The organism is Hymenobacter terricola, from assembly GCF_017921975.2.
Lineage (GTDB): Bacteria > Bacteroidota > Bacteroidia > Cytophagales > Hymenobacteraceae > Hymenobacter > Hymenobacter terricola.
In genome coordinates this window covers 221,140-233,487 of the sequence record NZ_JAGEMO020000001.1, presented here as the reverse complement: position 1 = coordinate 233,487, position 12,348 = coordinate 221,140, and the positions used below count along the sequence as shown (strand labels likewise).

General features: G+C 62.2%; 10 protein-coding genes. 2 read left to right on the top strand and 8 right to left on the bottom strand.

Annotated features, from left to right (window positions below; all coding sequences use genetic code 11):
* Positions 1 to 47: 47 nt before the first annotated feature.
* The 5 genes from kynU to J4G38_RS00815 all read right to left on the bottom strand — a co-directional run bounded on the left by kynU (position 48) and on the right by J4G38_RS00815 (position 6,576).
* Positions 48 to 1,343, bottom strand: a complete 1,296-nt coding sequence (gene kynU, locus J4G38_RS00835) for a kynureninase (protein ID WP_210514284.1) — start codon at positions 1,341 to 1,343, stop codon at positions 48 to 50.
* A 66-nt stretch (positions 1,344 to 1,409) separates the two neighbouring features.
* Positions 1,410 to 2,450 (bottom strand): amidohydrolase family protein, encoded by a 1,041-nt coding sequence (locus J4G38_RS00830; protein WP_226163038.1) that lies wholly within the window; start codon positions 2,448 to 2,450, stop codon positions 1,410 to 1,412.
* Between the two features lie 52 nt (positions 2,451 to 2,502).
* Positions 2,503 to 4,068 carry a DUF2079 domain-containing protein gene (locus tag J4G38_RS00825; RefSeq protein WP_210514282.1) on the bottom strand — a complete coding sequence of 522 codons (1,566 nt, stop codon included), beginning with the start codon at positions 4,066 to 4,068 and terminating at the stop codon, positions 2,503 to 2,505.
* A gap of 280 nt (positions 4,069 to 4,348) precedes the next feature.
* Positions 4,349 to 4,879 (bottom strand): 3-hydroxyanthranilate 3,4-dioxygenase, encoded by a 531-nt coding sequence (locus tag J4G38_RS00820; RefSeq protein ID WP_210514280.1) that lies wholly within the window; start codon positions 4,877 to 4,879, stop codon positions 4,349 to 4,351.
* Positions 4,880 to 4,938: 59 nt separating this feature from the next.
* Complete coding sequence (locus J4G38_RS00815) at positions 4,939 to 6,576, bottom strand: hypothetical protein (protein WP_210514279.1); 1,638 nt, start codon at positions 6,574 to 6,576, stop codon at positions 4,939 to 4,941.
* A 176-nt stretch (positions 6,577 to 6,752) separates the two neighbouring features.
* On the opposite strand from J4G38_RS00815, the gene J4G38_RS00810 reads away from it, so the two are divergent.
* Positions 6,753 to 7,538 (top strand): SDR family oxidoreductase, encoded by a 786-nt coding sequence (locus J4G38_RS00810; protein WP_226163037.1) that lies wholly within the window; start codon positions 6,753 to 6,755, stop codon positions 7,536 to 7,538.
* A gap of 83 nt (positions 7,539 to 7,621) precedes the next feature.
* On the top strand, positions 7,622 to 8,347 hold the full coding sequence (locus J4G38_RS00805; protein WP_210514276.1) for a glycosyltransferase family 2 protein: 726 nt from the start codon (positions 7,622 to 7,624) through the stop codon (positions 8,345 to 8,347).
* A 15-nt stretch (positions 8,348 to 8,362) separates the two neighbouring features.
* On the opposite strand, the gene J4G38_RS00800 is transcribed toward J4G38_RS00805, so the two are convergent.
* The 3 genes from J4G38_RS00800 to J4G38_RS00790 form a co-directional block, all read right to left on the bottom strand.
* Positions 8,363 to 10,306: a hypothetical protein gene (locus J4G38_RS00800; RefSeq protein WP_210514274.1), complete on the bottom strand. Its 1,944-nt coding sequence runs from the start codon at positions 10,304 to 10,306 to the stop codon at positions 8,363 to 8,365.
* Between the two features lie 96 nt (positions 10,307 to 10,402).
* Positions 10,403 to 10,942 (bottom strand): carbohydrate binding domain-containing protein, encoded by a 540-nt coding sequence (locus J4G38_RS00795; RefSeq protein ID WP_210514273.1) that lies wholly within the window; start codon positions 10,940 to 10,942, stop codon positions 10,403 to 10,405.
* Between the two features lie 74 nt (positions 10,943 to 11,016).
* Entirely contained in the window at positions 11,017 to 12,336 is a 1,320-nt protein-coding gene (locus tag J4G38_RS00790; protein WP_210514271.1) for a hypothetical protein, read from the bottom strand.
* Between the last annotated feature and the right edge of the window lie 12 nt (positions 12,337 to 12,348).

Sequence of the window (12,348 nt, the reverse complement as noted above, 5' to 3'; positions counted from 1 at the left end):
GAGCAGTGAGCAACAGGTAGTTGGGAAAGGTCGTTAGCAAGTGGTTGCTAGCTGTTAACTACTAACTGCTCACTGAAGAAACGCGCCAGTGCCTCGCCCACCCGCTGCACATCCCCAAACGAGTTATATAGCGGTACGGGGGCCAGGCGGATGACGTTTGGCTCGCGCCAGTCGGCGATGATGCCCTGGGCGGCCAGGTAGTCGAACAGCTCGCGGCCGCGCTGGTGCACCAGCACCGACAGCTGGCAGCCGCGCTGGGCCGGGTCCGCCGGGGTGATGATTTCCAGTTGCGTAGAGGGCAACGCCAACGCGCGAACAAGGGTTTCGAGGTGGGCCGTGAGCTGCTTGCTCTTGCGGCGCAGCGCGGCCATGCCGCCGGCCCGGTCCACGAGTTCGAGGCTGGCGCGATGGATGGCCATGGGGAAAATCTGGGCATTGGAAAGCTGCCAGCCGGCCGCGCCGGGCATGGGCCGGAAGCCTTTTTTCATCTGAAACCGCTCGGAAGGGTCGTGGCCCCACCAGCCGGCCAGGCGCACGAGGTCGGGCCGGTGGGCAAACCGCTCGTGCACGAACGCGCCCGACGTGCCGCCGGGCCCCGAATTGAGGTACTTGTAGGAGCACCAGCAGGCAAAATCCACGTCCCAGTCGTGCAGGTGCATTTCGAGGTTGCCGGCCGCGTGGGCCAGGTCGAAGCCCACCAACGCGCCCACCGCGTGGCCCGCCCGCGTGATGGCGGCCATGTCGAACGCCTGCCCGGTGTAGTAGTTCACCCCGCCAATGAGGATGGTGGCCAGCGAGTCGCCCAACTCCGCGATTTTGGCTTCGATGTCGGCCGTGCGCAGGGTGTATTCGCCGGGGCGCGGCACCAGCTCCACAATGGCTTCGGCGGGGTCGAGGCCGTGCAGGCGGGCCTGGCTTTCGATGGCATACTGGTCGGACGGAAACGCGCCGCCTTCCATCAAAATCCTGTAGCGGGAGCCCGTGGGGCGATAAAACGACACCAGCAGCAGGTGCAGGTTCACGGTCAGGCTGTTCATCACCACCACCTCAATGGGCAGCGCGCCCACCACGCGGGCGGCGGCTTCGGTGAGGGTGTCGTGGTAGTTCATCCAGAACGACGGGGCCTGAAAATGGCCTTCCACGCCGAATCTTTCCCAGGCTTCAAATTCCTGCTCGACGGCGGCGCGGGCGGTTTTGGGCTGCAAGCCCAGCGAGTTGCCGCAGAAGTAGGCGCAGGGCTGCCCATCGGGGCCGGGCGGCAGGTGAAACTCCTGGCGGAAAGCAGCCAACGGGTCGGCAGCGTCGAGCTGGGCAGCGGTAGCGGGGGCAAGCTGAGCAATCATAATCGCAAAGGTCGGCGCAAAGCCCCCGCCAATGCTAACAAAAGGTTATGGCCTTCGCCGCAGCCATTACTGTGCCCGGCTGGCCGTGCCCAACAGCGAGTGGCCAAACCGCTCGGGCGTTAGCCCCAGCCAGTCGAGCGCGTTCTGCCCCAGCATCTGCGCTTTAATGTCAGTCGAAAACGGCATGGACTTGATGAGCTGGCCCGGCTCCAGCTCGCCCAGCGGAAACGGGTAGTCGGTGCCGAGCGTGATTTTATCGGCCCCCAGCGTTTTGATGAGGTATTCGAGCATCAGCGGGTCGTGCACCAAGGAATCAACCCAGAATTTGCCCAGGTACTTGCGCGGGTTGTGGGGGTTGTCAATGGCGCAGAGGTCGGGCCGCACCTGCCAGCCGTGCTCGATGCGGCCAATGGTGCTGGCAAACGAGCCCCCGCCGTGGGCCACCGCCACGCGCAGGTTGGGCAGCCGCTCCAGCACCCCGCCGAAGATTAGCGAGCAGAGCGCCAGCGTACTTTCGGCGGGCATGCCCACCAGCCAGGGCAGCCAGTACTTGGGCATTTTCTGCTGGGCCATCATGTCCCAGGGGTGCACAAACACGCAGGCGCCCAACTCCTCGGCCGCGGCAAAAACCTCGAACAGCTCGGGCTGGTCGAGGTTCCAGTCGTTGATGTGGGAGCCAATCTGCACGCCGGCCAGGCCGATTTTCATGCAGCGCTCCAGCTCCTTGATGGCCAGCTTGGGGGCCTGCATGGGCAGCGTGCCCAGGCCCACGTAGCGGGTGGGGTAGCGGGCCACCACGTCGGCAATGTGGTCGTTCAGCAGCTGGCTGAGGTCGAGGCAGTCGAGTGGCTGGGCCCAGTAGCTGAACATGACGGGCACCGTGCTCAGCACCTGCACCTGCACCCCAAACTGGTCGTACTCGCGCAGGCGCACGGCGGGGTCCCAGCAGTTATCCTGCACTTCGCGGAAGAACTTGTCGTCCTGCATCATGCGGGCGCAGCAGGGCTTGTGGTGGTCGAGCCGGATGAAGCCCCCGTAGCCGTAGCGCTCGGCCAAATCGGGCCAGCGCTCGGGCAAAATGTGGGTATGAATGTCGATGGAAAGCACGGGGTGGGGGAGGGGTGGGCGGAAACAGGCACGGGTGGTTGCCGCTGCTAAGCTACTGCCGGGCTCCCGGCCCGCGGGTGCTGTCGTCTTCCACCAGCGCGCGGCGGGCAAAAAAGCGCGTGGTGGGCAGGGGCAGCGGGTGCAGCCGCCGGAGCACCATCAGCGGGGCCTGGTCGAGAACTATGCGCCAGTGGCCATTGGCTTGGTATTCAGCCAGCTGGACCTCCAGCTTGGCGTCGGACAGCGGGTAGGCATTGGCGTGCCGCAGGGCCACGATGAAGTCGGCATCGGCCACGTAGGGAAACTGGTAAATGAACGGCCGCGCCGCCAGGTGGGGCACCAGCGGCGAGGAGGCACTCACCCGCGCATCGGCCGGAACCAGGGCCAGGCCCCGGTGCACGGCCCCCGCGTCGAAATCGCGCTGGTAGTGGCGGCCGCGAAAAAATTGCGCCGTGCTTTTGTCGTAGTACGGTGACCGGCGCACCTGCATCGACACAATGGTGGCCGCCAGGCAGAGCACCGCCGCGCCCGCCGCCACCTGCGCCGCCCGGCGCGGGGCCAGCCGCACCAGCCACTGGCTCAGGGCCGCGTGCAGCACCGGCACAAACTCAATCGAATAATGGTAGTTGATGCCCCAGTACATGACGTTGTCCGACAGCAGCTTCTGCCCGTAGATGGGCGCCAGCATGAGCAGATACCCCGGCCGGCGCAGCAGGGCCAGCCCCCCCGACAGCAGCACCATGCTGTGCAGCTCCACCTTCACGTAGTCGCCATCGAGCGCAGCAAAATGGTTGGTAAACAGCAGGCTGAGCACGTAGAACGGGCGCGTGAGCAGGGTTTGCACCATCTGGCCCGGCGTGCTGCCCAGCGCCGCGTACACGCCCTGATAGCGGTAAGCCAGCCCGCCGCTGAAGAAGGGAATGACGAACCCGGCCACCACCACGAAATAAACCGCCGCTCCCGCCGCCACGCCCAGCGCCCAGCGCCGCCGGGCCGGCTCGCGCCAGTGCAGCACCACCAGCCCCAGCGCCACAAAAACCAGCCACAGCGCCATGTTTTCCTTGCTGAGCGCCAGCAGCACGGCCACCACGGTGGCCCGGCCGCGCCGGTCAGCTTCCAGCCAATAGAACAGCCAGGGCAGCAGCATGGCCCCCACCACGTTGTCGTGGTAATCGAACGCCAGCGCCGAATAGATGCCCCAGGTACTCAGAAAAAGTACCAGCAGGCCCAGCGCCGCGCCCGGCTGGCTGCCCTGCGTGCGCAACAGGTGCAGGCGGTAGGCCCCGTAGCCACCCCCCAGAATGGCCGCAATCTGGACCAGCAGCAGTGTATAAGAGCCAAATAACCAGAATAATGGGGCCCACAGCGGCTGCAGCAAAGTGACGTGGTCACCAAACATGTTGTTGTAGCGTATCACCGAGCTAGGCGCGATGCGCAGGTGCGAGTAGTCCCACAGTACCTGGTTGAAAATGCCCAGGTCGAACGCGTAGGTCCGGAACAGGTAATGATTAACCAGAGAAAGCAGCCCGTAGGCCACGCCAAAAATGGCCAACACCAGCATCACTCGCCGGTCAAAAGGCTTTTTGGGCGAAAATAACACGGGGCGGAGTGGGGGCATACGATGATAGAAAGTGCAGAAAACGCTTCAAATTTCTGAATGCCCGTGCCCGGTAGCGTTGTCCATAATGCCGTGAGCGGCTGGTTGGCAGCATGGGCTGCCGTGCTGCCTCAGTACCCTTAATAGAGCTAATTGCCGAGCCAGGCACACTCCATACCCCTGCCCGCGCACAACCGCAACTCACTGCCAATTATCCACTTGAATAGTATATGCCCACCGTTTGCTGCGGCCAGGTTCCGTCGCGGTTCCTCCAACTCAAATGGAACGCACACACAAATCCCTAGCCAGCCACGGGCGCCGGAGCCGTCATGTAGGTGCCGCACACTTTGCAGGTTCGCTTGTCGTCGTCCTGCCAGAAGGCGTTCATGATGGGCGGCAGCTGGGCCACGATGTCGGTGATTTCGGCGAACTCCTCGTAGAGCTTGTTGCCGCAGTTTTCGCAGTACCACTGGAAGCCGTCCAACTCGCCGGGCGAGCGGTAGCGCTCCAGCACCAGGCCCACGGTGCCCGCCGGGCGGCGCGGCGAGTGCGGCACATTTGGCGGCAACAAAAACATTTCGCCGGCCTTGATTTCGATGTCCACGGGCTGGCCGTCCTCGATGATTTTGACCGTCATCGTGCCTTCCTGCTGGAAAAATAATTCTTCGCCAGCGTCAACGTGGTAGTCTTTGCGGGCGTTGGGGCCGCCCACTACCATCACGATGAAGTCCTTGTTATCCTTGAAAATCTGTTGGTTGCCAACCGGCGGCTTAAGCAGATGGCGGTGCTCGTCTATCCACTGCTGGAAGCTGAAAGGGCGGGCGATGGGCATGGGATGAGAAGAATAAGAGGTTGCGGGAGCCGTAAGATACGGGCAAAATGGCGCCGGCCTCAGGGCGTCAGGCCTGCTACCGGGAGGCGTCGGTGCACATAAAGCCGTGCCAGGCCGGTGCGGGAGCGGAACACGGGCCGGTAGAAGCTGTCGATTTGGGCCAGGGCGCGGCGGCGGTTGGGGCTGGGCCGGGCGGTGGTGTCGGCTTCGCCCCACACCAGCACGTAGTCGGGCACTGGCGGCCCGCCCGGCCGGGCCGTCAGGTCGAGGCGTTGGGGGAGGCTGTCGCGCTGGCTCAGGCGTTCGCGGCCGGGCCGCCAGATGAGCGGAAAATAGCCGGTCTGGGCTTCGTAGTTCTCATAATCAATCAGGTTGCGCTCCACGGCCAGGTAGCCAGCGGTGTGGCCAAAAGCGTCGATGTAGCAGGCCGGCTCGTGGCTGCCCGGCATGGGAGAGGTGTGGGCAAATTGCAGCGGGGCCAGCGTGCTACCGGGCCGGATGTAGGCTGCCGCCGAGCGGTACTCGTTCAGGTTGGCCTGCAGCGCACGGTAGCGCCCAAAGCGGAACCCCAGCAATGCCGCCGCCGCCGCCACCCCGCCCACCAGCAGCGCCTGGCGCAGCGCCGGGCCATATGGCACAGTGCCCAGCCCGCCCAGCACCGCCAGGTAGCACAGCAGTCCCAGCCGCGGCCGGATGATGCTGCCGCCGGCCAGGGCATCGGGCACCACCAGGTAGCCCACCGCCAGCAGGCCGGCCCCCGCTGCCCAGGCCCAGGCCGGCGCCACCGCCCGGCCGCGCCAGTGCCGCCACGCGGCGTAGCCCAGCGCCAGTAGCAACAGGCCGGCCACCAGCACACGGTAGGGCCGCTCGGCCGGGCCCATGTAGCGCAGGGGCTCCAGCTCCAGCAGGTCGGTGGCGTAGCGCACGATGCCCAAAGGGGCCGCCGCACTATTGCCTTCGCCGCCTTTGCGCCAGAAGTACCAGGCCAGCAGCGGCAGCGTGGGCAGAAACGCCAGCGCCACGCTACCTGCCTGCGATGCAAGCCGCGCCAGCCAGCTGCTGCTGCGCCCCGGCTGGGTAATCAGTTGCTCTATCGTGAGCAGGCCCAGCAGCAGGCCGGCCGTGAGGTAGGCCAGGGGGTGGGCCAGGTACACCAGCGTAACCAGGCCCATGAGGCCAGCCACGTGCCGGGCGCCGGGACGCACCACGCCGGCCAGGTGCCGTTTCCAATAGCCCACAGCCAGCAGGAGCACCACCATGCTCAGGCAGAAATTATAAAAACCCCACTGCAGCACCACGCTGTAGATGAGCGGAAACGCCAGCACCGCCAGAAACCCCGCCGCCGGCTGCCAGCTCCGCAGCAGGTAGCGCACCGCCAGCGGCAGCCCGGCTACGTACAGCGTCAGCACCGCTTTTTCGGCCAGCCACGGCGGTAGCACCGTAAGGCAGGCAGCCAACAGCGCGTGACTGAGGTAGTTGGGTTCCGGGTTGAGATTGAAAGCCAGCAGCGTGCGAAATTTGCTTTGCGGGTCGAGCAGCATGGTTTTTAGCACCCACGCATTGTAGAGGTGGGCCGGTCCATCGGTGCTGGTGAAGTAGCGAAAGGCCCAGATGGGGAGCAAATGCAGCCCCAGCAGCAGCAAAAACAGGCTGCGCTCGACGTAACGGAAAGGCCATTTGATTAAAGGTATCTGCATAAATACAGTTGAGTAGCAACCCCTCAAAAAAGGATGATAGGTAATGTGCTGAATATGGGCAAGTTAAAATTTTTAGGCGAATTATTCAAATTGTCTGATAAGATTGTGGGCACGATGGTTCGATGGCCGCCTTGCCGTTTCTTTGTCATTCTTCCCCTCACCCTGCTTCCAAAAACATGGACCTTCTCCCTTACCGCGCCCTGGTGGGTGGCAGCACGCAGGGCATTGGCCGCGCCGTGGCCCTGGCCCTGGCCGAGCGCGGTTGCGCCATCACGCTCCTGGCCCGCAACGAAGACCGGCTGCGCGAAACCGTGGCGGCGCTGCCCGCGCTCAACGGCCCCGTGCACGACTACCTGGTGGCCGATTTCGACGACCCCGACCACCTGGCCCGTGTGGTGCACGAGTACCTGACCCAACACGCCGGCGGCTTCCAGATTCTGGTGAACAACACCGGCGGCCCGCCCGGCGGCCCGCTGCTCGACGCGCCGGTGGCGGCCCTGCAGCTGGCGTTCAACCAGCACGTGGTGTGCAACCACCTGCTGGCCCAGGCCGTGGTGCCGGCCATGCGGGCGGCCGGCTACGGGCGCATCATCAACATCATCAGCACTTCGGTGAAAATCCCCCTGGCGGGCCTGGGCGTGAGCAACACCGTGCGCGGGGCCGTGGCCAACTGGGCCAAAACGCTGGCCAACGAGCTGGGTCCGCTCGGCATCACGGTGAATAACGTGCTGCCCGGCGCCACCGTCACCCAGCGCCACACCTCGCTCATCGAGAAAAAAGTGGCCACCACCGGCCACTCCACCCAAGCCGTTGAAGCCGAAATGCTCAAGCTGATTCCGGCCCGGCGCTTCGGGCAGGCCGAGGAAGTAGCCGCTGCCGTGGCATTCCTGGCCTCGCCTGTGGCCGGCTACATCAACGGCACCAGCGTGCCGGTAGATGGCGGCCGCACGGGAAGTTTGTAATATCTTTTTATTTTATTTTAACCTGAACCGCGGGCAGGATAGCAGCCGCTGCTACTTTTGCCTTAGGCTAACCGACGCTTGTTTTGGTAAAATTCGACACGCTCTCCATCGTCATCCCGGTTTATAACGAAGCCCGCACCATCCATCAGATTCTGGATTTGCTGCGCGAGCTGAAGCTGGTGAATAATATTGGCAAGGAAATCATCCTCGTCAACGACTGCTCCACCGATGCCTCGGCCGACACCATTCGGGCCTACGCGGCGCGCTACCCCGAAATGGGGCTGCGCCTGCTCGAACACGCCGTGAACCAGGGCAAGGGCGCGGCGCTGCACACCGGCATCCGCGAGGCCACCGGCGACTACGTCATCATCCAGGATGCCGACCTGGAATATGACCCCGAAGAGTATAACTGCCTGATAAAGCCCATTATCAAAGGCTTTGCCGATGTGGTGTTTGGTTCCCGCTTCATGGGCGGCAACCCGCACCGCATCCTGTTCTTCTGGCACAGCATCGGCAATGCCGTGCTCACGTTCCTCTCCAACCTGTGCACCGACCTGAACCTGACGGACATGGAAACGTGCTACAAGCTCTTCCGGCGCGACATCATCCAGGGCCTGCAGTTGGAGGAGAAACGCTTCGGCTTCGAGCCCGAAGTAACCGCCAAAGTAGCTCGTGTGAAAGACGCCCGCATCTACGAAGTGGGCATCAGCTACTACGGCCGCACCTACGCCGAGGGCAAGAAAATTGGCTGGCGCGACGGGTTTCGGGCCATTTACTGCATCGTGAAATACGGGCTGTTGGGGGCTTGAGCCCGCTGGCCCTGGTTAGTGCGCGACCCGCAATACCGTTACGGTCAGGTCGTCGACATACAGCGGCAGCTTGGAGGACGTGCTGTTCACATACACCCGAATTTCGTCTTCGGGGCGGGCATCGTGGGGCACCTTGCTGGCCAGCTTCACCTCGTCCCACACGCCGGCCGTTCCTCCCCAAATGTTAACGGTTTCGCCTACTTTATTGGTGATACGGGCCCCGCGCCATTTGTAGGCGCTTGTTTCACCGGGGTGTTGGTACTGCACGATGAGCCGGGGCATGGCGTTGATGTCGTACTCTTTTTGCGGAAAAAATGCCTGAATGCGCCCTTCCACGAAATCGCCAGGATGCAAGCTGAGCTGTCCCACCGTGCCGGTAAATACGGGGCTGACCGGATGCTGGGCGTCCACCAGGCAGGCCGGCGGGCGCAACCCGCCAAAGGCCGACGTTATCGCCGGACCGGTTTCCTGGCTGAAGTCGTTGTAGTACACCTGCTCGGCTTGGAGCGCATTTAGGTCGGGGGTTGCTTCGTTGGCGTCGTACTTCATCAGGGCATCCTTGCTCACGTAGGTTTTGCCAAAAATGGCTCCGTAGTAGCGCGAGTTCATGTTTTCGGTCACGTAGATGCCCTGGCGGGCCTGCCAGGTTTGCAGCACGTTGATGGCAATGCAGACCAGTACGGCCGCTACCGTGGCCACCCGCACCCGCAGTCCCCGCTGCCAGAGCGAATGCAGGCACACCCCCAGCGGCAGGGCCAGTACCGGGTAGGCCTGCACCATCGTGCGCGAGCCCACGCTGTCCATGTACCACCAGCACCACCAGCTGTAAGAAATCCACAAATGCAAGGGCAAGTACGCGGCCAATAGCCAGAACCACTCGCGGCGCTCGAACCACAGCACGCCGATGCCCAGCAGCGCCAGGACCATTACCGGCGTGTATGTGAGCCAGCCATTATTGAAGCTAAACAGGCCACTTACCAGCTTCGGATTCAGGAAATCAAACTTTTCACCAGGGTAGGAATCGTAGAGCCAATGCCCCGACATCCGGTGCCAGTATAGCAGTTGAGGCAGGTTGACCACTCCTGCTACCAGCGCGGCTAGCGCCACCTGCCCGCCATGCTGGCGCGCCAGCCGGAACCGGGCTTGCAAGTCGGCCAGAGTGGCTACGCCCAGCAACAGCGGGACCAGCAGAATAATGATTTCCGACGGCCGAATGAGCACCGCAAGGCCCGTTGTCAGGCCCAGCCCCAGCGTGTAGCGCCAGTGCGGCCGCTCCAGCCATTTCGACACCAAGAGCAGCGTAGCCGCGTGCAGCATGAATAGCGAGTTGTGAGAGTATAGGCTTCTGAAAACGCTGTAACTGAGGTAATTGGTGCCGAAATAAATGATTATTAAAACGATAGCGCTCAACTGGTCGCTAAAATAGCGGAGCAGCACCCGCCGCAACAGGCCCAGGCCAAGTAGCGCGTAGCTTAAGCCGGCCAGGTACAGTGCTAGTTGGTAGGGCGCGGAGTAGCCATCGGCCGGGTAAGCACCGTAGTGACGCGTGTAGAAATGCGCTGCCTGGAAAAAAGGCCACCACAAAATGGCCTGCCCCATCGTGTACTTGATAACGTACCGGTCAGGGTTGGTTTGGGCACGCGATACCTCGTAGTTGCCCAGCGGGTTGGCCGGATTGCCGCGGTTGGTCAGGGCGGTACGGTCAAGGAGCGGCGGAATAAATTTTAACTCTGCCAGGTCATCATACACCGTAGTGGCCGGCAGGTAGAGGTAGTACCCAAACACGTCCCAACGGCTGACTTTCAGGTTGGGCCAGTCGGCGGTAGCCACCGTCATGCTCACCAGAATGGCCATTATCAAAGCAGTAGCTGCGCCCGACCACCATTTCCGACGGGAAGCGGCAACGGCCGGCCGCTGGCTGACAGCTAGAATAGCACTGGGGGAAGGAGCGTCGGGCATAACCGAGGAGAATGACAGAACTACGAACTGAAAATTGTCTGAAAACCAAAGAAGCTACCTCGCAAGGGCGGCTCCGGTTTTTAGGCACGGGTTGAGCTAGTCAGCCCAGGAAAGTTGCAAGTCGTCCAGGTAGGCCGGCTGCGAACTATTGTTGCGCCACAGGTAAACCAGGAGGCGATTGTTGTACGTTGCCGTTTCGGGGAGCGTAACGACTTTCTCAACCTTCACCCACCGGTTTACCTCTTTGGCTTCTTTGCTCAGGGACAGGCCTTCCCACATCAGGTCTTTTTGCGCGGCCTCGTCCCGTAACTGCGTCACCAGCACTGCCGACGACTGGGCGTTGGGCACGAATACCCACGCCTGTACCCGAAGCTTGCGCAGCTTGTTGCCCCCCACTTTGCCCAGCAAATTGTTGTAGCCCAAACTGTAGTCGATGCCCGGCGCTACCTTGACCGCAAACGTGCCGGAATGCGCTTTCTCGCTAGTGAGCGAAGGAATTGGTGTGCCGCTCGCCCAGCCATCTACTGTTTCGAAGTCATTGAAGGTCAATTGGCCGGCTAGCTTTTGGGTTTTTGGGACTTCATCATTGCACGCGGCCAAAGACAGCGCCAGGACCAGGTAAAAAAGGAGTTTCATATTTGAGGCAGCAAAGGGGGAATTAAAAACTTGCAATAGGCAGCGGGACGGCTCGCGCGAGCTAAGCGAATGGCTCACTGCAGTTTGAGGAAGGCCTCTTTATACATCTCCCAAGTCGTTTCGCAACAGCTGATGATGCCCACGAAATACTGCCAGCATTGCACCAAGTTCAGCAATACCAGCGCCAGGACCACCACGGCCAGTGGTACGGCATAGGCTGGCCACCACCGCGCCCACAAACTGGCCAGGCTCAGGCTCAAAATCGGGTAAAGGCTGATAAGCGGGCGGGAACTGAAACTACCTCCGTATCCCCAGTCCCACCAACTGTAAGTAACATACACGACCACCGGGATGAGCACGACGAGTGCGGGCAACGCCTGCGCCACGTAGCGGCGTGTCCAGAATATTCCCAGCAGCGCAAAGGCCATTAGTGGTGTCCAGAGTAGCCAGCCTTTGCGCACGCTGAACAGGCCCTGGAGCAAGTGCGGATGCAGAAAATCAAAGGTTTCGCCGGGGTAAAACTCAATGAGCCACTGGCCGCCTACCACCCGCCAGAACAGGAACTGCAGGAACACCAGCAAGGCCACAACGACCCCCATCGCGGCCAGTTGCGGCCAATGGCCGAACCAGTAGGCCAGCCGTTCTCGCACGGCCGCCAAACTGGTCAGGCCCCACAGCGCCGGCACCGCCGCCATCATCAGCTCCGAAGGCCGGGCCAGTACCAGCAGCCCAAACACGGCCGCCAGCGTCAGGCCCGCGCGCATGGTGCCTTCCGTATACCACTTGCGGGTGTAGCGCAGCAGCAGCACATTGAGCAAAAACAACGTGCCATGAGGCATTGCCGCCTCGTAGGTGGCGTAGCAAAAAAGGTTGGTGCCCAGCCCCACGCACAGCAGCGTCAGGGCCGCCAAATGGTCGGAAAAGTAGTGTCGCAACTCCTTGCCCAACAACCATAAACCCAACAGGGCATAGACCCAACACCCAAACGCCAGCATGAACTGATAAGGCATGGAGTAACCGTCGAGCGCCTCGTTCGTCAATAAGGCATAGCCGGTGCCTACTCCAAACCACGGGAGGAGGGTGATGGCAATTCCGATGGGATATTTGAATACCGTGTTGCCGGTTGATAAATGCACCATGCCATAGTCTGCATTTAAATCGGGCCGGTACACGTTGCGCAAATCGACCAGGTCTGTGCCCGAGCCGATATCGTGTGTCACGAACGCCGATACCACGTACGCGTAGTACCCGCCGGTATCCCAGGTGATGATATCAAAGCGCTGCCACCGCGCCGACCGGCCCAAGGCGCCCAGGCTGATAATGACGATGCACAGCCAGACGTAGCCAGTGTGGGTGGTGGGCCACCAGCGCTTCCAAAATGTCGGCCTTGCCATAGGTAGTCAGTG

What these genes read in the sequence shown, in the direction of transcription:
- kynU (WP_210514284.1), bottom strand. Translation starts at nt 1,343, where the DNA reads ATGATTGCTCAGCTTGCCCCCGCTACCGCTGCCCAGCTCGACGCTGCC.
- J4G38_RS00825 (WP_210514282.1), bottom strand. Translation starts at nt 4,068, where the DNA reads ATGCCCCCACTCCGCCCCGTGTTATTTTCGCCCAAAAAGCCTTTTGAC.
- J4G38_RS00820 (WP_210514280.1), bottom strand. Translation starts at nt 4,879, where the DNA reads ATGCCCATCGCCCGCCCTTTCAGCTTCCAGCAGTGGATAGACGAGCAC.
- J4G38_RS00815 (WP_210514279.1), bottom strand. Translation starts at nt 6,576, where the DNA reads ATGCAGATACCTTTAATCAAATGGCCTTTCCGTTACGTCGAGCGCAGC.
- J4G38_RS00810 (WP_226163037.1), top strand. Translation starts at nt 6,753, where the DNA reads ATGGACCTTCTCCCTTACCGCGCCCTGGTGGGTGGCAGCACGCAGGGC.
- J4G38_RS00800 (WP_210514274.1), bottom strand. Translation starts at nt 10,306, where the DNA reads ATGCCCGACGCTCCTTCCCCCAGTGCTATTCTAGCTGTCAGCCAGCGG.
- J4G38_RS00795 (WP_210514273.1), bottom strand. Translation starts at nt 10,942, where the DNA reads ATGAAACTCCTTTTTTACCTGGTCCTGGCGCTGTCTTTGGCCGCGTGC.
- J4G38_RS00790 (WP_210514271.1), bottom strand. Translation starts at nt 12,336, where the DNA reads ATGGCAAGGCCGACATTTTGGAAGCGCTGGTGGCCCACCACCCACACT.